Annotated in this window: 23 protein-coding genes; 13 read left to right on the top strand and 10 right to left on the bottom strand. The window is 59.2% G+C overall.

The features are described from left to right. The 5 genes from ACODR9_RS07835 to tssJ form a co-directional block, all read right to left on the bottom strand. The coding region (locus ACODR9_RS07835) for a type VI secretion system Vgr family protein (RefSeq protein ID WP_488808630.1) at positions 1–757 on the bottom strand (757 nt) is incomplete at its 3' end. 58 nt (positions 758–815) lie between these two features. Next, positions 816–1,295, bottom strand: coding sequence for a type VI secretion system baseplate subunit TssE (tssE, locus tag ACODR9_RS07840; protein ID WP_488808631.1), 480 nt, complete (start codon positions 1,293–1,295; stop codon positions 816–818). A gap of 1 nt (position 1,296) precedes the next feature. Next, entirely contained in the window at positions 1,297–2,001 is a 705-nt protein-coding gene (gene icmH / locus ACODR9_RS07845; RefSeq protein WP_488808632.1) for a type IVB secretion system protein IcmH/DotU, read from the bottom strand. Between the two features lie 7 nt (positions 2,002–2,008). Further along, positions 2,009–3,355, bottom strand: coding sequence for a type VI secretion system baseplate subunit TssK (gene tssK / locus ACODR9_RS07850; protein WP_488808633.1), 1,347 nt, complete (start codon positions 3,353–3,355; stop codon positions 2,009–2,011). 290 nt (positions 3,356–3,645) lie between these two features. Further along, positions 3,646–4,179, bottom strand: a complete 534-nt coding sequence (gene tssJ / locus ACODR9_RS07855) for a type VI secretion system lipoprotein TssJ (RefSeq protein WP_488808635.1) — start codon at positions 4,177–4,179, stop codon at positions 3,646–3,648. Between the two features lie 172 nt (positions 4,180–4,351). On the opposite strand from tssJ, the gene ACODR9_RS07860 reads away from it, so the two are divergent. From ACODR9_RS07860 to ACODR9_RS07890, 7 genes are all read left to right on the top strand, one after another. Beyond that, positions 4,352–5,209 carry a M15 family metallopeptidase gene (locus ACODR9_RS07860; RefSeq protein ID WP_488808637.1) on the top strand — a complete coding sequence of 286 codons (858 nt, stop codon included), beginning with the start codon at positions 4,352–4,354 and terminating at the stop codon, positions 5,207–5,209. 27 nt (positions 5,210–5,236) lie between these two features. Next, a complete protein-coding gene (gene tssM / locus ACODR9_RS07865) occupies positions 5,237–9,031 on the top strand; it encodes a type VI secretion system membrane subunit TssM (RefSeq protein ID WP_488808638.1) in 3,795 nt (1,264 codons plus the stop codon). 16 nt (positions 9,032–9,047) lie between these two features. Next, entirely contained in the window at positions 9,048–10,064 is a 1,017-nt protein-coding gene (gene tagF / locus ACODR9_RS07870; RefSeq protein ID WP_488808639.1) for a type VI secretion system-associated protein TagF, read from the top strand. Between the two features lie 38 nt (positions 10,065–10,102). Further along, entirely contained in the window at positions 10,103–10,621 is a 519-nt protein-coding gene (gene tssB, locus ACODR9_RS07875; protein ID WP_488808641.1) for a type VI secretion system contractile sheath small subunit, read from the top strand. A 1-nt stretch (position 10,622) separates the two neighbouring features. Further along, positions 10,623–12,107 (top strand): type VI secretion system contractile sheath large subunit, encoded by a 1,485-nt coding sequence (gene tssC / locus ACODR9_RS07880; protein ID WP_488808642.1) that lies wholly within the window; start codon positions 10,623–10,625, stop codon positions 12,105–12,107. A gap of 51 nt (positions 12,108–12,158) precedes the next feature. Beyond that, the gene (locus ACODR9_RS07885; RefSeq protein ID WP_488808643.1) at positions 12,159–12,656 is read left to right on the top strand and encodes an Hcp family type VI secretion system effector; all 498 of its coding nucleotides are present in this window, start codon (positions 12,159–12,161) and stop codon (positions 12,654–12,656) included. Positions 12,657–12,729: 73 nt separating this feature from the next. Then, complete coding sequence (locus ACODR9_RS07890; protein ID WP_488808644.1) at positions 12,730–13,167, top strand: OmpA family protein; 438 nt, start codon at positions 12,730–12,732, stop codon at positions 13,165–13,167. A 227-nt stretch (positions 13,168–13,394) separates the two neighbouring features. Here ACODR9_RS07890 and ACODR9_RS07895 read toward each other — a convergent pair whose 3' ends face one another. Continuing rightward, positions 13,395–14,324 carry a LysR family transcriptional regulator gene (locus tag ACODR9_RS07895; protein WP_488808645.1) on the bottom strand — a complete coding sequence of 310 codons (930 nt, stop codon included), beginning with the start codon at positions 14,322–14,324 and terminating at the stop codon, positions 13,395–13,397. A 91-nt stretch (positions 14,325–14,415) separates the two neighbouring features. On the opposite strand from ACODR9_RS07895, the gene ACODR9_RS07900 reads away from it, so the two are divergent. From ACODR9_RS07900 to ACODR9_RS07925, 6 genes are all read left to right on the top strand, one after another. Continuing rightward, complete coding sequence (locus ACODR9_RS07900; RefSeq protein WP_488808646.1) at positions 14,416–15,204, top strand: substrate-binding domain-containing protein; 789 nt, start codon at positions 14,416–14,418, stop codon at positions 15,202–15,204. A gap of 13 nt (positions 15,205–15,217) precedes the next feature. Beyond that, entirely contained in the window at positions 15,218–16,516 is a 1,299-nt protein-coding gene (locus tag ACODR9_RS07905; protein WP_488808647.1) for an MFS transporter, read from the top strand. A 147-nt stretch (positions 16,517–16,663) separates the two neighbouring features. After that, positions 16,664–17,590 (top strand): LysR family transcriptional regulator, encoded by a 927-nt coding sequence (locus tag ACODR9_RS07910; protein ID WP_488808648.1) that lies wholly within the window; start codon positions 16,664–16,666, stop codon positions 17,588–17,590. 80 nt (positions 17,591–17,670) lie between these two features. After that, positions 17,671–19,062: an FAD-dependent tricarballylate dehydrogenase TcuA gene (gene tcuA / locus ACODR9_RS07915; protein WP_488808649.1), complete on the top strand. Its 1,392-nt coding sequence runs from the start codon at positions 17,671–17,673 to the stop codon at positions 19,060–19,062. A 1-nt stretch (position 19,063) separates the two neighbouring features. Beyond that, a complete protein-coding gene (gene tcuB / locus ACODR9_RS07920; RefSeq protein ID WP_488808650.1) occupies positions 19,064–20,197 on the top strand; it encodes a tricarballylate utilization 4Fe-4S protein TcuB in 1,134 nt (377 codons plus the stop codon). A gap of 55 nt (positions 20,198–20,252) precedes the next feature. Further along, entirely contained in the window at positions 20,253–21,548 is a 1,296-nt protein-coding gene (locus ACODR9_RS07925; protein WP_488808651.1) for an MFS transporter, read from the top strand. 165 nt (positions 21,549–21,713) lie between these two features. On the opposite strand, the gene ACODR9_RS07930 is transcribed toward ACODR9_RS07925, so the two are convergent. Genes ACODR9_RS07930 through ACODR9_RS07945 form a run of 4 tightly spaced genes read right to left on the bottom strand, consistent with a single transcriptional unit; the run spans position 21,714 to position 23,802 of the window. Beyond that, the gene (locus tag ACODR9_RS07930) at positions 21,714–21,938 is read right to left on the bottom strand and encodes a TIGR02450 family Trp-rich protein (protein ID WP_488808652.1); all 225 of its coding nucleotides are present in this window, start codon (positions 21,936–21,938) and stop codon (positions 21,714–21,716) included. A 3-nt stretch (positions 21,939–21,941) separates the two neighbouring features. Next, the gene (locus tag ACODR9_RS07935; RefSeq protein WP_488808653.1) at positions 21,942–22,589 is read right to left on the bottom strand and encodes a lipocalin family protein; all 648 of its coding nucleotides are present in this window, start codon (positions 22,587–22,589) and stop codon (positions 21,942–21,944) included. Continuing rightward, positions 22,586–23,011, bottom strand: a complete 426-nt coding sequence (locus ACODR9_RS07940; protein WP_488808654.1) for a nuclear transport factor 2 family protein — start codon at positions 23,009–23,011, stop codon at positions 22,586–22,588. Before ACODR9_RS07940 ends, ACODR9_RS07935 begins: the two co-directional genes overlap by 4 nt. Positions 23,012–23,019: 8 nt before the next feature. Then, on the bottom strand, positions 23,020–23,802 hold the full coding sequence (locus ACODR9_RS07945) for an SDR family NAD(P)-dependent oxidoreductase (protein ID WP_488808655.1): 783 nt from the start codon (positions 23,800–23,802) through the stop codon (positions 23,020–23,022). Positions 23,803–23,806: the final 4 nt, after the last annotated feature.

Raw genomic sequence — 23,806 nt, forward strand, 5'->3', positions numbered from 1 at the left:
TGGCCAGCGCCACCGCACCGGACACCACCTGCCGCGCGGCGCTCCAATCGGTAAAACCATCTTCCTCTTCCGTCGCGTCGCTGCGATGAAAACGCACCCGCTCGCTGGCCGCTGGCGGCAGGCTGTAAGCGTCGTCAAACACCACCAGCTTCACCTGCGGATGCTCACCATCGACATGCTCGAAGCGCCAGGCATAACCCTCTTCGTGCAGAAGCCGCACGATGAAGTCGAAATCGCTCTCGCGGTATTGCAGGCAATAACTGCGCGGGCTGGCCGTGGCGGTGTGGAACTCCAGCGTCTGCACTTGGGCAAACACCGGGTTATTGGCCTGATGCTCGGCCAGAATCTGTTTGACGATGTCGGGGACGGACAAGTCCTGAAACACCCTCGAAGTGCGCCGCAGCCGCAGCAGCGCAAACGGCGGCTCGATGGTGAGGCCATACTTGGCAAAGCCGCCATCTGACCCCAGCAGCTCGGCCCGCGACACCACCCCGCAACGCACCACCTCGCTGCCATCGGCATCCAGCACCCCCAGGCGGGCAGCCACCCCCAGCAAGGATTTGAGCTCGATATTGCCGTCAGGCGACAAACAGCTCAGCTGATAACGATAAGCCTCGGACACCCCCTCGCTGCCGCCCAGCGTGTGCGGCAATAACTGCTCGGCGGCGATGTTGCCGCCATCCAGCTGCAGGGTGAGCAGGCGTTGGTGCTGGGAGAAGGCGGCGGCGAAGCTGCTTAAAAGGCTGGTAAGGTCCATCCCGGATTTATCTCTTATTTATTGCAAGGTGTGCGCCAGGGCAGGGCTGCTGCATGGCTTATTGCACCTTGTAAACATTGGATGACAGTTGCAGCGTGGCATCGAAGGTGACTGGCGGGCGGTGCGGGTGAATGCGCAGTACCGCATCCACGCGAAAGCGCAGATGGCGCTCCATTTCACGCGGGGCATCCAGATTTACCCGCACCCGCGATAGTCGCGGTTCATGGGTTTCGATGGCACGGCGCAGTTGTTCGCGCAGCAGCTCGCGGTCGTCCGGATTCAGCAGGCTGATGCCGCTGAGGTCGGGAATGCCGTAGTTGAGCATGCTGCTGCGCGCCAGCGGGTAGTCGTCATCGCGGACTTCCGCCGGCATCAGCCGTGTGTTGAGCAGCGCTTCCAGATCGCGCGCCAGCGATTGCTTGAACTGGGGCAGCTCGTATAGCGCGGCATGGTCGTGGCTACTGTTGTCCGGATGATCGTCCAGCAGGCGGTCCAGTACCGATGGCTGCAGCAGGGTGTGTCGGCTGAAGGTGCTCATGTCAGCCGCCAAATACCTTGCTTAATTGCTGTGATAGCAGCCAGCGGTAGGTCAGGAAAATGCCGCTGCCCACTACCGCCAGCAGGGCAAAGTACAGCCACAGGGGCAGTTCGTGCCGGACAAAGGCCTGAAAGCGCTGTGGCAGCTGCCAGTTGGGGGCAAACTCCGCCTTGCCGCCGCGCACCTGCTGGATTTCCTGGGCCAGCTTGTGGGTGAGGTAGCCCAGCTTTTCTTCGCCTTCCAGCAGGTATTTGCCCTGAAAGCCCAGCAGCAGGCAGGTGTAGAACACTTCCAGCGCTTCGATATTGCGGGTGGGTTCCAGCCGTAGCTGTTCCAGTCGGTTGAAAAAGCCTTCGCCGGCCAGATGCTCGCCAAACAGGCGCAACTGCAGCGGCATGCGTTCCCATTCGTCACGCAGGGAGAAGGCCGAGGACAGGATGATTTCGTCCATCAAGGCGCAAAAGGCGTACTTGGCATGATTGACGTCATTCATGTCCTTGCCGAAATTGCGGGCGTTTTTTTCGTACTGGGACAGAAAACCATCCACCCGGCGGTTGAATTCGACAGCACTGCCGGGGGCATTGCCATCCTTCAGCAGAAACAGCAGGTAAATGCCGTCCTCCAGCATTTCACGCAGCGAGGGGGCTGCGGGGGCTGACAGGGTGATCGGGCGTTCGGTAGTGGGGGTAGCGATAGCTTGGCTCATGGCGGACTCAGCGGAAGACGGCGATCAGCTCTAGCTTCAGATCTGACAGGGTTTGCGGAAGGTAAATGCAGATGCTGCGCGACTGCAGCATGCGACCGAAGATGTCGCCATGCGGCTCGAAGGCAAAGTAGTGGTTGCCCACCCGTACCGGCACCGCCGATGGTGTTTGTGCTGCATGGTGAATGGCCACGCCGCGCAGGGCGGAGTTAAGGATTTTCTCCACGTCGTCAGGTGCGCCAATCTTCATCTTGAGCGGCACGTTGTCGATGACCTGAGAGGCGGGCAGCTCGCTTTGCACCGATAGGTAGAAATCCACGTTTTCCAGCAGGCGGTCGCTTTCCAGGCGGCCAATATGGAAGGACGGCTTGGGTGAATGCAGTGGAATAACCGTGTAGCGGGCGGAAATCACGGTATCAAGCAGTTCGCGGATTTGCAGATCCAGCACGGGCAGCACCTGCTGCAGCTGGTCGTGGCGATAGGCTGGAATGTCGGCCAGGCTGTACAGCGTGGAGAAGGTTTGTAGCTCGCCACAGAATTCGGCCAGCGCCATGTATAGCTCTTCCGGGTGTAGCGGCTGGCACAGGGACAGGTGGCGCAGGCGGGCAAAGTTACGGTTTACGCTGTGCAGCAGCCAGAAAGAGCTGATGTCGGTGGAGCCGTACTCGACTACGCTTTTTGCCCGCTCGCGATGGCTGCCCGCCAGTGACTGGCTTTTTACCAGCAGGATATCCAGTAGGCGGCGCAGCAACTGCTGGATTTCATCCGATGCACTTACCGTAGTGAGCGGCGGGATAAAGCCTGCCGCCACCACCCACTGGCCGGTGGCGTTCTTTTCCAGGTCGCACAGGGCGATGGCATCGTAACCATCGCGGTTTTCTTCTTCCAGCAGCAGACGAACATCCAGCTCCAATGTGCTGATATCAGCGTCCACCGCCTGGGTGTACAGATCACCCAGCTCGCTTTGCTGGCTGGTAAAGCGGGTAGGGCGCGCACTGGTATCGCCGCTGCGGGTGTTGCCACCATAGGGCTGCATATTGGCCAGGCAGGCATAAAGGCGCGTTTTGATGCCGAGTTGCGGCAGTGTGGTCAGGTCGCGTGACAGGGGCAGTGCTGCGTTGCTGGGGGCCTGGTACAGGGTGCCGTCACGAAACAGCAGGGCCAGTTCATCCAGATGCACCATGCCGCCCTTGAGCGCCTGCTCGTCCAGTTTCAGCTGGATCAGTCCCCACTGGTGGCGGCATGCGTGTTGCAGCAGCGCTGTGGTTTTTTGTTCCAGGAAAAGTGCCTGTTGCTGGAAATGCTGTGGCCGAAGAAACATGCCTTCACCCCACAGAACCCGTTTTGCTTGTTGCATCGGATTTCAAACTTTCATGCTCATGGCATTATGGCTGTTACAGCGTAATGCCCTGGTTCATCGTGTCGATATTTCCGCGTCAAGGCCTTGTTGCCAGTGCTTGCGGATTACCTTGCCAAATCTGGTTTTGGTGGTTTTTTAGTGCTTTATGCGTATATTTACTTAGTAAAACTATCATTTGTCATATTTATTGGCCGAAAGATGTCAATAAAATTAAATTAATGAATCATTGAATGACTCATAACAAATGTTGTTAAATTGAGACAGTCCTGCGCCGAAGTTATAACTTTTTAACGCTGTTGTGCATGACAAACGCTTGGTATTTGCGCCGGCTGCCCCGGGATAGCGGTATTCTTGGTCCGCACTGGTAGCAGATAGCAGTCGGCCGCCTTGAAATTAAGGCCGTCACTTTTCACTGCGTCTGCCGCATACAGTAAGCGCCAGTAGGCCGGGTCTGCTTGTCTGAAAAAGCCCACCACGCCAACGTATCGCGTTTCTTCGCCTATGGTTTCCTGTTCGGCCAGCTTGCCTCCGGGAATCAGGGTGACCTCCTTGCTGGAGATCAGCGAATTGCCGAGCAGATCCGCTTCTGGCTTCCCGATCAGCAGGCTATCCATGGTCATGCGGTTGAAAGCATCGGCATTGCGCAACTGGTAGATATGCACCACCACGGACAAGGGTTTGCCTTGTGCGTCACGGTTCATCCCCTTGCTACCCTCGCCGGTGACATTGATCAGCTTGGGGCCGCCGCAAGCCGCCAATGCCAGTACTGGCAAGGCTTTTAGCAGCAGGTGCAGGCAGTGTGTTCTCGGTCTCTTCAGCATGGGTGAATTCTGAATTCAGCTAGTTTGGAAATGGAAGCTTCATATTTTACTAGTAATTACAACTAGTCAAAAGTCATGAAAAAGTACATTACAATATATCAGACAGCTATTGTTACATAAGCTGAATTCACTTTAAACTAAGTATCAAATATCCGAATTACTGGACAGAATCATGCAGTGGACTATCGCACTGCCTTTCGTCATTGCCGCGCTTGTGGTGTTGATGGCGTGGGTGGGGTGGCGTTTTTTTCTGGGTGGCCAGGTAGCTGGCAGTTGGGCTGTTGATACCTCAGCCGATGCAGTGCTGGAGCAGGGGGTGTCTGTGCCTCTTGCGCTGCCGCCTGGCGAAGCCGAGGCCGTGCCAGGCGCTGAGCCGGCTCCGGCCGCCCGGCTGCACAGCTATCGCTGGGTGACCTTGCCCTTGCTGTCGCTGCTGCTGGTGGGGCTTGGGGTGGTGGCTGTGTTCAAGATGGGCGGGCACTACTACCAGCGGCCTGATTATGTGGCCCAGGATTATCAGCAGGCCGGGCGTATCAAGCAGACCTTGCTGGAAGAAAAGCTGGTGCCGCCGCCGCCCTTGCCGCCCACCGCTTTTGCTGATGTGCAAACCCAGATGCCTTCCCTGGATATCGTGCATGCCAACCGGGACTGGTCGCATATGAATCCGGCCTTTGTGCAGACCGTATTGCGGGTGATGGTGGCCATGCGGGCGCGTGGGTTCGGCATGGTGTTGCTGGAAGGTTATCGCAGCCCGGAACGGCAGAATGAGCTGGCTGCACAGGGTAACCATGTCACCCAGGCCAAGGGTGGGCAAAGCAAGCACCAATACGGCCTGGCTGTGGATCTGGCCCCGATGCGCGCTGGCAAGGTGGTGATTTCAGAGCGTGATCCGTGGGCGATGCAGGCTTACCAGGCACTGGGTGAAGAGGCGCAAAACGCCGGGCTTACCTGGGGTGGTAACTGGAGTTTCAAAGATTATGGGCATATCGAGCAGACCGGTTCGCTAAAGGTATTGCTGGGTAAAAGGTAACGTTTCAATTTTCAAGAAGTGGTGGTTATGCAAGCTTGGCTTCGGCATGGGAAAGTCGCCTCGGCGATTGGTTTCCTGATTTTGATCCTGCTTATCTGGTTTGTTGGTCCCTGGATGGGGCTGCCTTCGCCGGAAGCGCGTCTGGGGTGGATTGTTGGGGTAATGCTGCTGTGGGTGCTGACTTTGCTGGTAGGTCAGCTGCTGACGCGCCGCGCCGGTAACCTGCTGGAGAAGATGCTGCGCAAACAGGCGGATGATGCGGTGATTGGTGCCGATGCGGGCAAGCGCGCCGAAGTTACGCTGCTACGGCAAAAAATGCTGGCGGCAGTGGATACCCTGAAAAAATCCAAGCTGGGGGTGTCCAGCGGCAGTGCGGCGCTGTACGAATTGCCCTGGTATATGATTATTGGCCATCCGGCAGCGGGTAAAAGCTCGGCCATCCTGCAATCCGGCCTGACCTTTCCGTTTAGTGACAAGAGCGGCATCCAGGGGGTGGGCGGTACCCGTAACTGTGACTGGTTCTTCTCCACCGAAGGGGTGCTGCTGGATACCGCTGGCCGCTACGCGACCCAAACCGAAGACCGTGTCGAGTGGCTGGAATTTCTCAAGCTGCTGAAAAAGCATCGTAGCAAAGCCCCGGTCAACGGTATTTTGGTGGCCATCAGCCTGCCCGAGCTGGCCCAGCACAATACCGAAGGCTTCACCACGTATGCGCGCCAGGTGCGCGAGCGCATTCATGAAATGTGCAATACCTTTGGCGCCCAGGTGCCGGTGTATCTGGTATTTACCAAGCTGGACCTGCTGGGCGGCTTTGCCCAGTTTTTTCAGGATGCCGACGATGAGGAGCGCGCCCGTGTCTGGGGCGTCACGCTGAGCGCCGAGCAGGGTAAGGGTTTTGACATTGCCACGGCCACCGCGCAGCAATTTGAAATGCTGTACCGTGGCCTGGTGCAGATGGGCGAGGACAAGCTGGTGCAGCATCGTGGCAGCCAGGTCAGCCCGGCGCACTTTGCTTTCCCCATCGAGTTTCATGGCCTGAAAGAAGCCGTGATCAAGTTCATGCGCCTGCTGCATGAGGAAGACCCATACCATGGCAGGCCGCTGCTGCGCGGTTTCTACTTCACCAGTGCCTTGCAAGAAGGGGTGCCGCGCATTGTGGCGGCCAACCGTGTGCAAGGGCAGTTCGACCTGAGTGCGGCCGGGCGCGATGGCAAGCAGGCACCCTCTTCATACAGTTTTTTCCTGCGCGACTTTTTCCGTGAAGTCCTGTTTCCCGATCAACATCTGATTTCCCGTCAGACCGCACCGCGTGGCGGTCGCGCCAGACTGTTGGCCATGGTGCTGGGCGTTATGCTGCTAGCTGGCGTGGCCGGGGTGTGGTCGTGGACCTACATTGGCAATCAGCGTCTGCTGGCGCAGGTAGCCAGCGATCGTAGCGAAGCGCAGAAAATGATGGCGTCCGGCCAGTTGTACAACAAGCTGCGTGGCTTGCTGGTACTGCAAAAGCGGCTGGAAGAGTTGCAGGACTACCGCAAAAACGGCGAGCCCTGGCAGCTGGGCTGGGGCCTGTATCAGGGTAGTGAAGTGGAAGTGGGCTTGCGCAAAGAGTACTTCACCGGCCTGCGTCAGGTAATGCTGGTGCCGGTGCAGCACAATCTGGAAGACGCCATCAAGCAGTACAAGGCGCAGCCAGAAGCCCAGCCTGTGGCTGCTCCCAAAGCCGAAGCAGTGGCCGCCAAGCCTGAACCGGCACGTGCCGCCCCGGCGGCCAAGCCCCGTCCGCGACCGGCCAGGCCGCACAGAGGCCTGCCCAATATCGTGATTGGTGCCCTTGGTGGGTACGACTACTGGGCGCAAAAGGCCACCGCCGCCATGCTGGATGCCAGTGCCCCCGCCGGTCAGGCTGCGGGCAACGGTGCGCCTGCCAACCAGCCGGTCAAGTTGGAAGTGGGATACAACGCACTGAAAACCTATCTGATGCTGCACGAGCAAAAGCGGATGGACGAGCCGCAGTTGATCGACCAGATTCCGCGCTACTGGCGGCCCTATCTGGAAAGCCAGCGTGGCCAGTATTCGGTAGAAGAAATCATGTCGGTGGCTGAAAAGCTGGTGGCTTTTTATGTCAGCCAGATCAAGGCGGGCGACCTGCCGTTGATCGACAACGATGCGCGCCTGGTTAGCGAAGTGCGAGACACCCTGCGCAGCTCCTACAAGCATTTGTCGGCGGAAGAGCGCGTGTACAACGAAATCCGCGCCCGCGCCAATACCCGTTATGCGCCGCTGACTGTGGCCCGTATTCTGGATAATCGCGATCTCGACATCATGGCCAGCAGCCAGATGGTGGAGGGGGCGTTTACCCGCGATGCCTGGAACGGCTATGTCAAGGCAGCCATCGATGAAGCCAGCAAGGGCGAAATTCGGGGGGATGACTGGGTACTGGCCTCGTCCATTCAGGACAATCTGGGCAAGGACGGCAATGTCGAGAAAAACCGTGCCGCGCTGATGGCGCTGTATCGCACCCAGTACATTGCTGCCTGGAAGAAATTCCTGCCCGGCGTGACGGTACGCGATTTTAGCAATCCGGCGCAGTCGGCATCGGCGCTGACCCGGCTGTCCGACAAGCAGAACTCGCCGGTAAAGCTGATTCTGGCGCGCGCCGCCATGGAAACCTCCTGGGATAACCCGTCCGAACTGAACCGCTCGCTGGAGAACGCCAAGCAGTCGGTGCTGGAGAAAACAACCGAGTTTCTCAAGGGTGGTAGCGATGGTCAGGGCAAGAAAACCGCTGACAAGCAGTTTGGCGAAGTAGGGCAGGCTTTTGCCGGGGTGGCGCAGCTGGTCAAGGGTGACAACCCGCCGATCAATGGCTATCTCGATCAGTTGGCCAAGCTGAAAGCCAAGGTGGCATCGATTGCCTCCACCGATGAGCCGGGTCCGCAGGCCCGCGCCACCTTGCAGGCCACGCTTAATGGTTCCGGCTCCGAACTGGCCGATACCGTTTCCTATGTAGACAACTCGCTGCTCAACCAGGTGTCCACCGATACCGCAGCCATGGTACGCCCCATGCTGGTTCGTCCGCTGTCGCAGTCCTATACCGCCATGCTGGGGCCGGTGCAGCAGGACATCAACCAGGCCTGGGCCAACGAGGTGCTGCCGCAATGGAAGCAACTGGCCGGCAAGTATCCGTTTACCGATTCGGGCAGCGCAGCTTCGGTGGCCGAGATCAACCGCTTTGTCAAAGCCAATGATGGCGTGCTGGATAAGTTCATCAACAAATACCTGAACGGCCTGGTGCAGCGCAAGGGTGACACCCTGGTGGCACGCGCCTGGGGCGAGCAGGGCATTCGCTTCAATCCGGAGTTTCTGTCCGCCGCCGGCAAACTGGGGGCATTGGCTTCCACCCAGTTGCAGGATGGCGAAAACAGCCGCTTCGAGCTGCAGCCGCAGCCTACACCGGGCTTGTCGGAAATATCCATTGTGGTGGATGGCCAGGAACTGCGTTACCGCAACGGCCCGCAAACCTGGCAGCCGTTTAACTGGCCGGGCAGTGACAATGCCGGCGGCGCGCGCATCCAGGTGGTTTCGTATAACGGCGCAGCCAGCGTGGTGGCCAGCCAGTCCGGTCGCATGGGTCTGATGCGTCTGCTGGCCTCCGCCAAGGTTGCGCAAGACAGCAGCGATCTGGTGCAGCTGTCCTGGCCTGTCGGAAAGGCCACGGACGGACAGATGGTGCGTTTCAATTTCCGTATGGTTGGTGGAGTTAATCCCTTGCAACTGATCAAGCTTTACAAACTAAACCTGCCTGAGCGCGTGACTTTGTAACAAGGACGACCAGTACATGGCCTTCAATTTCAAGCGCATACCAGTAACCGCAGGGGAATTCTGCGTATTTGGCAAATTGCCGCGACGTGGTGACTTCATCCGCATCAATGCCACCCATACGGCAGCGGCCCAGCTGGATCATGTCATTGCCGACAGCCTGGTGCTGCTGGATGACGACAGCGCCCGCCAGCGTTACCAGCAAATGCCGGCTTCTTCCTTCCTTACCCGCACGCCTGATGGCGCGTGGCTGGCCCTGGGGGTTATCCAGCCCAGCCGGGACGAAAGTGGCAGGCTGTATCCGCTGGTGGCTGCGTCCCTGCTGCCTTCGGACATGCCGCGCCCGTCGGTGGGCGTGATGATGCTGTCCAACGAGTTGTTCTACAACGGTTTGCAAGAGCAGCTGAGCAATGCCATCGACAACGCGGTGGAGATGGTGGCCTGCCGCCAGTATCTGGAGGAGCAATCCTTGTTTGGTGCCGGTTCTGCTGCAGATACCGAACTGGCCGAGCAACTGCTTAGCCGTCACCTGGCGGTGACGCCCTGCAGCCTGTTGTCTGCGCAGTTGGCACAGTCGGGCAATGCCGATCTGGCCTCCTTGTTGTTGTCCTTTGTGTTTCACAGCCAGCTGCTGCGCAAATTTCAGGGCAGCCTGTCTTCGCAGACTTATCTATTGCCGCTGCCGGATGGCGAGGGCGAAGACATGCTGGCGGTTGTCACCTGGCTGGCCCTGTTTACGGCGGCCACCTCCAGCCTGCCGGACACGCCGGTGCAATGCCTGATCATCCGTCAGCCGGAGCGCAACTGTCTGGCGCTGATTCCGGGGGCGCTTACCGCCCCCATGCTGGCGCAGTGCTGGGGCAAGCAGCTGGATACCCGCTACATCATCGATGTCACGGACCCAAACGCGCCCTGGTGCAACCACCAGTCTTACGCCGAGGCGGTGTACATCCTTAGTCGCCGCCTGAGCGATCCTCAGTTTTCACTGGCCCAGCTATGCGATGTGATGGCCAGTCTGTCTCGCAGTCTTGTTTAACGGTTTGATGCGCATTTTCGGTTATATGGGGATTCATCATGGGTAATGAAAGCACACAGAAAAAGCTGTCACGCGTACGTCCTCCGCGTGTGCAGATCACTTACGACGTTGAAATTGGTGATGCCATCGAAACCAAGGAACTGCCCTTTGTCATGGGCGTCCTGGGCGATTATTCCGGCCACCGCAAGGAGGCGCCGCCCAAGCTCAAGGAGGTCGATCGCAAGTTTGTGCAGATTGATCGCGATAACTTCGACGAAGTTCTCAAAGGCATGGCACCGCGTCTGGCAATGAAGGTGGATAACAAGCTGGTCAATGATGACAGCCAACTGGGCGTCGAGCTCAATTTTGAGTGCCTGGCCGATTTCGAACCGCAAAACGTTGCCAAACAAGTGGCACCGCTGAACAAGCTGGTTGCGGCGCGTCAGCGCCTGTCGGAGCTGCGTAACAAGATGGCAGGCAATGACAAGCTGGAAGCCCTGCTGGATGACATCGTGCAGGACACCGAAAAGCTGCAGCAGATCAGCAAATCCGGCAGCAATGACAAGGCAGGGGAGTGAGATGAGCGCAGAACAGCACATGGTTGCCAGCCCGCTGGCCGCCGAGCAGCAAGCCTCCAGCCTTCTCGATAGCATCATCGAACAAAGTCGTGTTGCCAGCAGCGATAGCGAACGCAGCCATGCCCGTGACCTGATTGCCGAATTGGCCGAACAGGTGCTGGAAGGCAGCGTTACCGTTTCGCGCGATTTGAGTGCCAGCCTGGATGCCCGCATTGCCGAAATCGATGCGCTGATTTCCGACCAGTTGAACGCCATCATGCACCACGCTGACTTCCAGCAACTGGAAGCGTCCTGGCGTGGCCTGAATTATCTGGTTAAAAGTTCGGAAACCAGCACGCAGCTCAAGCTGAAGGTACTTAACGTAACCAAGAAAGAGCTGGTCAAAGACTTCAAGGCCGCCTCCGAGTTTGATCAGAGCGCGCTGTTCAAGAAGATCTACGAAGACGAATACGGCACTTTTGGTGGCGCACCCTATGCCGCCCTGGTTGGTGATTTTGAATTTACCCGCCATCCGGAAGACTTCTACCTGCTTGAAGAACTGTCACACGTTGCCGCTGCCGCGCATGCACCGTTGATTTCCGCTGCTGCGCCGGGCCTGTTTGGGCTGGAAAGCTTTTCCGACATTGGCAAGCCGCGTGATCTGGCCAAAATTTTCGACACCGTCGAATACGCCAAGTGGAAGTCCTTCCGCGAGTCGGAAGATTCGCGCTATGTCGGCCTGGTTTTGCCGCACGTACTGGGTCGTCTTCCTTATGGCCGCGACAATGTGCCGGTGGAACAGTTCGACTTTGAAGAAAACGTGGATGGCACCAATCACGACAAATACCTGTGGACCAATGCCGCCTACGCCTATGCGGCACGCCTGACCGATGCCTTTGCCCAGTATGGCTGGCTGGCTGCCATCCGTGGGGTGGAGGGCGGTGGTCTGGTAGAGGGCCTGCCGGCACATACCTTCAAGACCGATAACGGCGAAGTGGCACTCAAATGCCCCACCGAAGTAGCCATTACCGACCGGACGGAAAAGCTGCTGTCCGACTTGGGCCTGATTGCGCTGGTGCACTGCAAAAACACCGACTATGCCGCCTTCTTTGCCGGGCAATCGGTACAAAAGGCCAAAACCTATAACACCGACGCGGCCAATGCCAATGCCCGTCTGTCCACCCAGCTGCCCTACATCTTTGCCGTGTCACGCATTGCGCATTACATGAAATCCATCATGCGCGACAAGATCGGCAGCTTTGCTTCGCGCCAGAACGTGCAGGACTACCTGAACACCTGGCTGGCGCAGTATGTGCTGCTGGACGACTCTGCCAGCCAGGAAGCCAAGGCCAAATATCCGCTGCGTGAAGCACGTGTGGATGTGGTGGAGGTGCCTGGCAAGCCGGGTGTGTACCGTGCTGCCGCATTCTTGCGCCCGCATTTCCAGTTGGACGAATTGACGATTTCCCTGCGACTTGTCGCAGAGCTGCCTCAGCCTGCGGGTTGATAAATGTTGGTGGGCTTGTCCCACGTGTCATTCATAATGAAAGGTAAATAAATGGCTTTTGATGCATTTCTGAAAATTGATGGTATTCCGGGTGAAAGCACCGATGACAAGCACAAGGACTGGATTGAAATTCTGTCCTTTGCCCATGGCCTGGAACAACCGGCCCAGTCCACTGCCAGCTCTGCTGGTGGTGCCACTGCCGAGCGCGTTAACCACGTTCCTTTTGAAATCACCCACTTCCTGGACAAGGCCAGCCCGAAGATCTACGAAGCATGCTGCACCGGTAAGCACATCAAGGATGTAACCATCGAGCTGTGCCGTGCTGGTGGCGACAAGGTGAAGTACATGGAAGTCAAGATGGAGCAAGTGCTGATTTCCAAGGTAGTTCCCACTGGTTCGGCCAATGACTCTGGCTTCCCCAGCGAAAAAGTCAGCTTCTCCTACGGCAAGATCAAGTGGACCTATACGCAGCAGAAACGTGCTGACGGTACTGGCGGCGGTAATGTCAGCGCCGGTTGGGACCTGACCAGCAACAAGACGATTGCTTAATTAGACTTGTTGTTGTCGTGCCCGCTCCCAGCCGGGGGCGGGCTGTTGTTCAGTTCAATTCTGGAAGTTTGTCATGAAGCAATTGCTGTTGTGCGGCCTGTTTTCGGTCATGTTGGCAGGCTGTGCTGCCAATCAGTCACATGCTATTGATCCCGTAGTCAAAGCTGCTTTGGATAAGGCCGCTGCGGAAAAGACGGCACTGGATAAAAAGATCGATGCCAACATGGCGATCGACGCTGATTTTATTCCGTTCGACAAACTCAGCCCCAAGCTGGATGAAGTGGGCAAGGGACAGCTGTTGCGGCTGTTGCCCAAACTTAAGGCGAGCAAGTCCATCATCGTGCGCGGCCACTGCTACCGTGGTGATATCGGCAATGCCAAGGTGGCTGCCCAGGCGCGTGCGGTGGACGTGAAAAACTTCCTGACCGACGTGGGTGTTTCCGATGTCTACATCACGGTTCGCTACGATACCGAACGCAAGTCGCATGGCGTGCAGCTGATTTTCAAATAAGCCAGGCTAGCGGCAAATAGGGCAGTGTGCAGGGAAGCTGCAAGCAGTTGCAGCTTCGACAGCGCATGCTGGCAGCTAAAAGAGGCTGGATTCAGCGCGCCCGTTTTCAGCTGGACAGCGCTGCGAATGCAAGTATCCAGGAAGATGGATGGCGTGGGCCTGGCGCTACCATCGCGCACTCAGTGCGTACCATCAACACCCCCTTCAAGATGACATGCGGCGTTAATTTAATCAGTTTGGATCAGCTTGGACTGGCCATGCTGTTTGAACTGCTCCCGCACCAGTTGGATTAACTGCCTGGCCGCCGGATTGGGCTTGTAGCCGGATCGCGTGATAAGACCGATTGTTCTCGATATTTGCGGATCATCCAGCATGATGCCAAGCAGTTGGTGCATATACGCTGGCGTCAAGGAGAGTTCGGGGACGATCATGACGCCAATACCGGCCATGGCCATGCCGTAGGCACCGTGCAAGTGACTGGCTTCATAGTGGATACGGGGCCGCTCGGCCAGGCTGGCCAGATGATGGTCCAGCAGCAGGCGGTTGCCGCTACGCTGTGACACGCCAATCAGCCGCTCGCCCACCAGGTCTTCCCAGCGCAGGCGCTGCTGGGAGGCCAGCGGATGATCATGCCGCATCACCGCCACATAGCGCTCGGTCAGCAGTGGCTCAAAGTCGATATTGGGGTCCTCTGCGCCAATAAAGTTGATGCCAAAGTCGGCACGTCCCGCCAATACCTGCTCCAGCACTTCTTGCGCACCCTCATCAAATACCCGCAGACACAGCGCCGGATGACTGGCGAGCAGCTTGGCCAGCGCGGCGGGCAACAGGTGCTGCGCCACCGATGGAATGCTGGCAATCGACACCAGCCCGCTGCGCCGCTCGGCGCGTTCACCCAGGCCACGCATGGCCTGTTCCAGTTCATCCACCACATTTTGTGCATGTTGCAGGAAATGGGCGCCCTCATCGGTCAGCCGCACACTGCGCGTGGTGCGTTCCAGCAAGCGCACCTGCAAGGACTGCTCCAGTTTTTCAATGCGTCGGCTCAAGGCAGGTTGCGACAGGTGCAGGGATTCCGCCGCTGCCTTGAAGCTGGACTTTTCCGCCACCGCCAGAAAAGCCTGCAATTCGTTGAGCTCCAGATTGATGCGTGCCATCGATTAATCCATGAAATAAAAGCAATTAAACATTTATTGCGTTTTGTGCATTATTCCAGCACAAGATAAGCACAACAAGAGGAGATTCTTCATGGCAAGAACATGGAAGCCGGGCTGTGGCCTGGCGGTATTGCTATTGGCCGTTAGCAGCATGCATGCGCAGGCAGATCAACTGACGGTGGTCAGCTCTGGCGGCTTTGCGGCCGCACTGAAACAGCTGGCACCGCAATTTGAACAACAAACCGGCCACCACCTGCAACTGGAATGGGGCCCGTCCATGGGCGATACCCCGCAAGCCATTCCGCAACGGCTGGCCCGTGGTGAAAAAATCGACGTGCTGGTGATGGTGGGCAGCGCGCTGGGCCAGCTACAAGCCCAAGGCCAGGTGGCAGCAGACAGCAACACCCCGCTGGCGGCATCGCGCATTGCGCTGGCGGTAAAACACGGCAGCCCGCAGCCGGACATCAGCACGCTGGCCGCCCTCAAGCAAACCCTGCTTAACAGCCATTCCATTGCTTACTCCGACAGCGCCAGCGGCGTGTTTTTGTCCAGCGTGCTGTTTTCCCGTCTGGGCGTGGCAGAGCAGATCAAGAACCGCAGCCGCATGATTCCGGCCGAGCCGGTGGGCAAGGTGGTGGCACGCGGTGAAGCCGAACTGGGCTTTCAACAATTAAGCGAGCTGATTCCGATTAGCGGCATCGACATTGTCGGCCTGCTGCCGGAACAGGCACAGCAAGTCACCACGTTTTCTGCTGGCATCAGCCGTGACAGCACCCATCAGTCAGCAGCGCGCCAACTGCTGCGCTTTCTTGCTGCGCCGCAGGCTGCGGCCACGATTCGCCAGACCGGGATGACACCGGTCAGCATCTCCGCTCAATAACAAGGACGACGACATGACCACTGCCAGCCCACGCCAGTCCAGCCTTTCCATGGTATTACGCGTTACCAGCGGTAACTTCCTGGAAATGTTCGACTTCTTCCTGTATGGCTTTTACGCCACCTATATTGCCAAAACCTTTTTCCCCAGCGGCAATCTGTATGCCTCGCTGATCATGGCCTTTGCCACCTTTGGCGCCGGTTTTCTGGCGCGCCCCATCGGTGCCATTGTGCTGGGCAGTTATATCGACCGCATTGGCCGCCGCAAGGGGCTGATTGTCACCCTGGCCATCATGGCCTGCGGCACCGCCTTGATTGCCTTTGTACCGGGCTATGCCAGCATTGGTCTGGCTGCGCCCTTGCTGGTGCTGCTGGGCCGTCTGTTGCAGGGCTTTTCTGCCGGGGTGGAGCTGGGCGGGGTGTCGGTATACCTGGCCGAGATGGCCACGCCGGGCCGCAAGGGCTTTTTTGTCAGCTGGCAGTCGGCCAGCCAGCAGGTGGCCATCATGTTTGCCGCCGTGCTGGGCTATCTGCTGCATCAAGTGTTCAATAGTCACCAGATCGACCAATGGGCATGGCGCATTCCGTTTTTCATCGGCTGCATGATCATTCCCTTCATTTTTGCCATTCGTCGTTCGCTGCAGGAAACCGATGCCTTCCTGGCGCACAAGCATCACCCCAGCTTTGCCGAAATCCTGCGCTCCATCGTGCAGAACTGGCAGTTGATTGCCGGTGGCATGCTGCTGGTGGTGATGACCACGGTGAGCTTTTACCTGATCACCGTCTACACCCCCACTTTTGGCAAGAGCGTGCTCAAGCTGAGCGAAAACGACAGCTTGATGGTGACCTTCTTTGTCGGCCTGTCCAACTTCATCTGGCTGCCCATCATGGGCGCGCTGTCCGACCGCATTGGCCGCTGGCCGCTGATGCTGGGTTTCAGCCTGCTGACCATGCTGACCGCCTATCCGGCGCTGGCCTGGATGGTGGCTTCTCCCAGCTTTGGCCACATGCTGGTGGTGGAGCTGTGGCTGTCCTTCCTGTATGCCAGCTACAACGGTGCCACCGTGGTGGCGCTGACCGAGCTGATGCCCAGCCATGTGCGCACCGTGGGTTTTTCACTGGCTTACAGCCTGGCTACCGCGATTTTTGGCGGCTTCACCCCGCTGGTATCCACCGCGCTGATTGACGCCAGCGGCGACAAGGCCGCCCCCGGCTACTGGATGACACTGGCCGCTGCCTGCGGCTTGGCCGCCACCCTGATGCTGTACCGCAAGGACATCCGCAGCCGCTTTGTCGGCAAGCCTGCCACCGCCTGAGGCATATCCCTCTCTTCGTGTGCTTTTGCTTACCAGTCAGCACATGTTCAGCCTCCGTCAGGAGGCTTTTTTTATGCCTGTCATCCGGACAGCGGTAGACTGCGCACTACACCATCAAACGCCACACCGGCGGTAACAGGACACGCAATGGAATTACGACAGCTGCGCTATTTTGTCAGCGTGGTGGCACAAGGCAGCATGGGGCGCGCTGCGCTGGAGCTGGGAGTGGGGACGTCGGCGCTCAGCCAGCAAATCAGCCGACTGGAGGGCGAATTGTCCACCCGGCTGTTGCAACGCACCTCCAGCGGCGTGCTGCCCACCGATGCCGGACTGGCGTTCTGGCGGCAGGCACAGCTGGCCATCCGCCATGCCGACGACGCCATGCGCGCCGCCCAGCTGGCGCGGCTGTCCGGCCATGTCAGCGTGGGCATGGCCCCCAGTACCACCGGGGTGCTGGGGCTGCCCTTCATGACGGCCATGCGCGCACGTTACCCGGACATCCGCCTGCATCTGGTGGAAAACCTGTCCGGCAATCTGGCCACCATGCTGGGGGCGCGCCAGCTGGACCTGGCGGTGCTGTTCCAGGAGGAGCGCACCCGGCGCTGGAGCGTGTTGCCGCTGCTGGAGGAAAAGCTGTTTCTGATCTGCCGCCGCGACCTGCCTGCTGCGCCCGCGCAGGACCACATCAGCCTGGCTGAGCTGGGCGACATTCCGCTGATTCTGCCCAGTGGCCCGCATGGTTTGCGCGCCTTGCTCAACAACGCCAGCAGCCAGGGCGCACACGCGCTGAATATCAGTGCGGAAATCGACGGCCTGTCCTTGCTGATGGATGCGGTGCGCGCCGGTTATGGTGCCACCATCCAGCCCGGTGCTGCCATTGCCCGCCTGCCGCCGGAGGAATTCCGCCTGATCGACATCACCGACGCCAGTGTCAGCCGCCCCAATTTGCTGGTAAGCCTGTCCGATGACGAGCTGTCCCCGGCCGGGCTGGCCACCCGCGTGGTGCTGCAGCAAGTAGCCAGCGAACTGGCCGATAGTGGCCGCTGGCCGGGCGTTACTGTTTACAAACGCTAAACACCTGTTGCCCGATCCGCTCTGGCGGGCCAGTCTGAGGGCTTTTTACAGTCTCCCCTTGTCTCAGGGAGGCTGTATCCATGTTTGATGTTTTGATCATCGGCGGCGGCAACGCTGCACTCTGCGCAGCACTGATGGCCCGCGAAGCCGGGGCCTCGGTGCTGCTGCTGGAGTCCGCCCCGCGCGCCTGGCGCGGCGGCAATTCACAGCACACCCGCAATCTGCGCTGCATGCACGATGCCCCGCAAGACGTGCTGGTGGAGGCCTATCCGGAAGAAGAATACTGGCAGGATCTGCTGCGTGTGACCGGAGGGCAAACCGACGAAGCCATGGCCCGGCTGGTGATTCGCGCCAGCGGCACTTGCCGTGACTGGATGCGCCGTCACGGCGTGCACTTTCAGCCCTCGCTGTCCGGCGCGCTGCACACCGCGCGCACCAATGCCTTCTTCATGGGCGGCGGCAAGGCGCTGGTGAATGCCTATTACCGCAGCGCGGAAAAACTGGGCGTGGTGATTCGCTACGACAGCGCGGTTGAACGGCTGGAATTACAGGATGGCCGCTTTGTTGCCGCCCATCTGTCGGGTGGCGAGCGCATCACCGCGCGCAGCTGTGTGCTGGCGGCTGGCGGTTTCGAGTCCAACCGTGAATGGCTGCGCAGTGCCTGGGGCCAGAATGCGCAAGGCGACTGGCCAGCGGACAACTTCCTCATTCGCGGCACGCGTTTCAATCAGGGCGTGCTGCTCAAGTTCATGGAGCAGGCCGGGGCCGACATGGTGGGCGACCCGTCGCAATCGCACTGCGTGGCGATTGACGCGCGTGCGCCGCTCTACGATGGCGGCATCTGCACCCGTGTGGATTGCGTGTCGCTGGGCATCATGCTCAACCGCAACGCCGAGCGCTTTTACGACGAGGGCGAAGACTTCTGGCCCAAGCGCTATGCCATCTGGGGGCGGCTGGTGGCACAACAGCCGGAGCAGATCGGCTATTCCATCATCGATTCCAAAGCCATTGGCCGCTTCATGCCGCCGGTATTCCCCGGCAACAAGGCCGACACCCTGCCGGAGCTGGCGCGTCAGCTGGGGCTGGACGAGGCGCGCTTTGTCGACACCATCCAGCGCTATAACGCCGCCTGCCAGGCCGGGCAGTTTGACCACACCGTGCTGGACAACTGCCACACCCAGGGCCTGACCCCCGCCAAAAGCCACTGGGCGCTGCCGCTGGATACCCCGCCTTATTACGGCTACGCGCTGCGCCCCGGCATCACCTTTACCTATCTGGGCCTGAAAACCAATGCCGACGCCGCCGTGCACTTTGCCGGTCAGCCCAGCCCCAACCTGTTTGTGGCCGGTGAAATGATGGCGGGCAATGTACTGGGCAAGGGTTATGTGGCCGGTATCGGCATGGCCATCGGCACCGCATTTGGCCGCATTGCGGGTAGACGCGCCGCGCAGGCTGCTTCAAAAGGAATCTGACATGCAACAACTCACCCGCCTGATTAACGAGGCGCAACAACTGGCCGCCGGTCAGCCAGCTTCACTGCTGAACAGTGCCGAAGCCGAAGTGGCGCGCGACCTGCAAATCTGTAATGCCTGCCGCTATTGCGAGGGCTTTTGCGCGGTGTTTCCCGCCATGACCCAGCGGCTGGAATTCGGCCAGGCCGACATCCATTACCTGGCCAATCTTTGCCACAACTGCGGTGCCTGTCTGCATGCCTGCCAGTACGCGCCGCCACATGAATTTGCCGTCAACATTCCGCAGGCCATGGCCCAGGTGCGCCAGCACAGCTATACCCGTTTTGCCTGGCCGGGTGCGCTGGGGCGGCTGTATCAGCATGCCGGGTTAACCGTCGCCTTGGCGCTGGCTGCCGGGCTGGCGCTGTTCCTGCTGTTATTGCAGGCACTGGCCCCCAGCGTGAACAGCGGCAATTTCTACGACTACTTCCCGCACCATCTGCTGGCCGGGCTGTTCGGCCCGGTATTCGGCTTTGCCGTGCTGGCACTGGGCATGGGGGTGCGGCGTTTCTGGCGCGACATCAGCCCGCAAGCCCCGGATGTACCGGCAGTGCTGGATGCCGGACATGCAGTGGCCACGCTGAAGTATCTGGATGGCGGCCACGGTCAGGGCTGCAATAACGCCGACGATGCCTACACCCTGTGGCGGCGGCGTTTTCACCACTTCACCTTCTACGGCTTCCTGTCCTGTTTTGCCGCCACCATCGTGGCCACCGGCTACCACTATTTGCTGGGCCTGCCAGCCCCGTATGCGCTGAACAGCCTGCCAGTGCTGCTGGGCAGTGTCGGCGGCATCGGTCTGCTGATTGGCCCGGCTGGCTTGCTGTGGCTGAACCTGCAGCGCAACCCGCAGCATGGCGACGTACAACAACGGCCGATGGATCGGGGCTTTATTGCCCTGTTATTGCTGACCAGTGCCAGCGGCCTGCTATTGCCCTTGGCCCGTGACAGCCATGCGCTGGGCAGCCTGCTGGCGGTGCATCTGGGCGTGGTGATGGCGCTGTTCCTTACCTTGCCCTATGGCAAGTTCGCCCACGGCATTTTCCGCAGCGCCGCCTTGCTGAAGTGGGCAATCGAAAAGCGTCAGCGCAAATAAATCATTCAAAAAAGCAATAAACACAACGCAACAGATGCAACAAAGGAGAGTACTCATGCAACAAACGCTAGCCACCAGCCAGCACCCCGCGCAGTCCCGACTGGGTGCGGTGCTGCGCGTGACCAGTGGTAATTTTCTCGAACAATTCGACTTTTTCCTGTTCGGTTTTTATGCCAGCTATATCAGCAAGGCATTTTTCCCCACCAGCAGCGAGTTTGCCTCGCTGATGCTCACCTTTGCCGTCTTCGGTGCCGGTTTCCTGATGCGCCCGCTCGGGGCCATCGTGCTGGGCAGTTATGTGGATCGCATTGGCCGCCGTCAGGGGCTGATTGTCACCTTGGGCATCATGGCCTGTGGCACGGTGCTGATTGCCTTTGTGCCGGATTACAGCCAGATCGGCCTGGCCGCGCCCTTGCTGGTGCTGCTGGGACGTTTGTTGCAGGGCTTCTCCGCCGGGGTGGAGCTGGGCGGGGTGTCGGTGTATCTGTCGGAAATTGCCACGCCGGGCCACAAGGGCTTTTACACCAGCTGGCAATCGGCCAGCCAGCAAGTGGCCATTGTGGTGGCGGCTGCCATCGGTTATGGCATCCAGCTGTGGCTCAGCCCGGCGCAGATTGCCGCCTGGGGCTGGCGCGTGCCGTTTTTCATCGGCTGCCTGATCATTCCGCTGATTTTCATGCTGCGCGGATCCTTGCAGGAAACCGACGCCTTTCTGGCGCGCAAACACCGCCCCAGCCTGCGGGAAATCTTTGCCACCATCGGCCTGCACTGGCGCACCATCGTGGCGGGCATGTTTCTGGTGTCGCTTACCACCACGCTGTTCTACTTCATCACCGTCTACACGCCGACCTTTGGTAAAAGCGTGCTGCACCTGAGTGCGGAGGACAGCCTGATCGTTACCCTGTGTGTGGGCCTGTCCAATTTCTGTTGGCTGCCCATCGGTGGGGCCTTGTCCGACCGCATTGGCCGCAAGCCCTTGCTATTGGGTATTTCGCTGCTGGCCTTGCTGACTGCCTATCCCGCCATGGCCTGGCTGGCCGATGGCCCCAGCTTTATCCGGCTGCTGACGGTACTGCTGTGGTTCTCGTTTTTCTTTGGCATGTATAACGGTGCCATGGTGGCAGCGCTGACCGAGGTGATGCCGGTGTATGTGCGCACCGTGGGTTTTTCGCTGGCTTTCAGCCTGGCCACCGCCATTTTCGGCGGGCTGACCCCGGCGGTGTCCACCGCCTTGGTGGAAATGACCCACAGCAAGAGTTCGCCTGCCTACTGGCTGCTGTTTGCCGCTGGCTCGGCCTTGATTGCCAGCCAGGTTTTGTTCAGGCAAAGCCATGGCAAGTCAAAAGAGTAAGCGTTGACACCAGGGCTTGAATTTTAACCGCGCTGGCGATTTTGATTGCTGAGGACAATGACCGATTTCCCCGTGGAGTCGGTCATTGTTATTGGTAGGGCCGGGTGGTGGCACCGATGATGGCGATGGATGTGCGCATGACGCTCTGCTTTTCCTATCCCGGCGTCAGTGCCAGCCTTGCTGCCAGTGCGCGGTATCGGTCAGCGTTTTCCAGGGAATGATGCGGCTGTGCCGACTGTAAACGGCTTCCAGCTCCACCTCGGTGATGGGCGTCTGCGGATCTTCCGGCAATAGCACGCGCACCACCAGAAAGTGCTTTTCCTTATTGGATGGCTGCAGTGCGGTCCATTTGCTTAACAGCAGCTTGCGCGGGTTGAGTTTGATACGCATGGCTCAGTCATCGCTGCGGGTTTGGCTGACCTGGATCAGCTGCTTGGTGTTGAAGCCCAGCTGTTGGGCCTGCGCCAGCAGTTTGTTTAGCACGGCATCCGGCAAGTGCTTTTCCCGCGCCAGAATCCACAGGTAAGAACGATCATTGCCCGCCACCATGGACCAGCGGTAATCAGGGTCCAGCGCCACCACGTGATAGCCGCCATAGAAAGGCCCAAAGAAGGATACTTTCAGCGAGCCGCTGTGTGGGTCTCCATTAAATAGTGCGCGGCCTTCTGCCTGTTTCCAGCGTCCGGCCTCGGTGTCAAAGCCGCGATTGATCACGCTGACGCTGCCATCTGCCTGTGGTGCATAGCTGGCGCTGACATCGCTCAGCCCACGCTCGAAGCGGTGGTCCAGACGGGCGATTTCATACCACTTGCCACTATAGCGTTGCAATTGGAAGCCACTGACCGGGGTAATGCCCGCTGGTGGCAGGGTAGAGCAGGCGGACAGCAGTACGCCGCAGCCGATGAGCAAGATGTGGAGTAAGCGTGGAAGGCGCATGGTGTTTTCCTTGGGTGATGGCGTCATCGGGTTTGCCGCCCTTGCAGATAGCGGGTTTGCTTGGGCGGGCAAGCCGGAGCTATTGCCCTTGAGGCAGCTGTTCATCGCCACTCTCCCTCGTCACGTACTGATAGCATGCGACGCAACAACCGTAGCGGCGGCCCGATCAGCGGCAGCTTGTGCAGTAATTCCTCGGCTGAATCCCAGTAGTCCCGATGCTGGATAACCTTGCCATCGGCATTAAAGCGCAAGTGGCTTGCGCCGTGCAGCAGATAGTCCTTGCCGCCTTTGCGGAAGCAGAAGTCCCAGGTGATGAAGGCCTGATCACCGTCCAGCAACTGCGCGCGAATGATGAAAGCTGGCGCTTGCAGCGTCTGGAACATGTGATGAAACACCGCACGGATTCCTTCCCGGTCTTGCACGGTATTGAAGGGGTCCTTGAAGCTGGCGGTAGCGGCATAGAAGTTGCCAATATCAGATAGCGTCTCCGGGCTTAACTGGGCGTACCAGTCCAGCAGCTTGGTCAATTGCGGCCTCAGTTGCGCACCAGATGGCGCAACAAGGGCAGTCTGAGACAGTAAGGCAGTTTCGCGAGCAGCTTGATCCATAGCGTAAACCTGCGTGGAAAGTGGATTTCAAAACAACCGCGCTCCAGGCCATGCACAATCCGTGCGGCCGCTGCTTCCGGACTGATGATGGCCGGCATCGGAAAGTCGTTGAGTGCGGTTAGTCGGGTGGAGACGAAACCAGGGTTAATAAGGTAAACATTCAGACAATAGCGTTTGAGTTCGGCATACAGCAGTTCGGCCAGATTGATCAGTGCGGCTTTGCTGGGCCCGTAAACGCTGGCACCGGGCAGGCCGACATAACCGGCTATGCTGGCGACCAGGGCAAGGCCACCGCTACGGCGTGCCATCAAGTCCGGCAGCATGGTTTCCAGGCCAAAGTACACGCCTGCCAGATTGGTGTTCAGGGTTTGCCGAACCTGTTCTGCATGTAGTTGCCAGCTTTGTTCGGGCCGGTAATCGGCCGCGCAGAAGATAACCAGATCCGGCAGGCGGTGTTGTGCGTGCAGCTGTGCCCAGCATTCACGCCAGGATGCGGGGTCGGCAACATCATGCACCAGCACCTGGGCTTGTGCATGACCAGCAGCCACCTGCTGCAATACCGCTTCCCGGCGCGCAGACAGCACGACATCGGCACCCTTTTCTAGCAGGTGACGTGCCAGCGCGGCACCGATACCACTGGATGCGCCGATCAGCCACACGCGTTGGCCAGGCCAGGCGCGGATGGGAGCGTTGGGGGGGGCAAATGGCATGGCC

Source organism: Aquitalea sp. FG25, assembly GCF_057809375.1.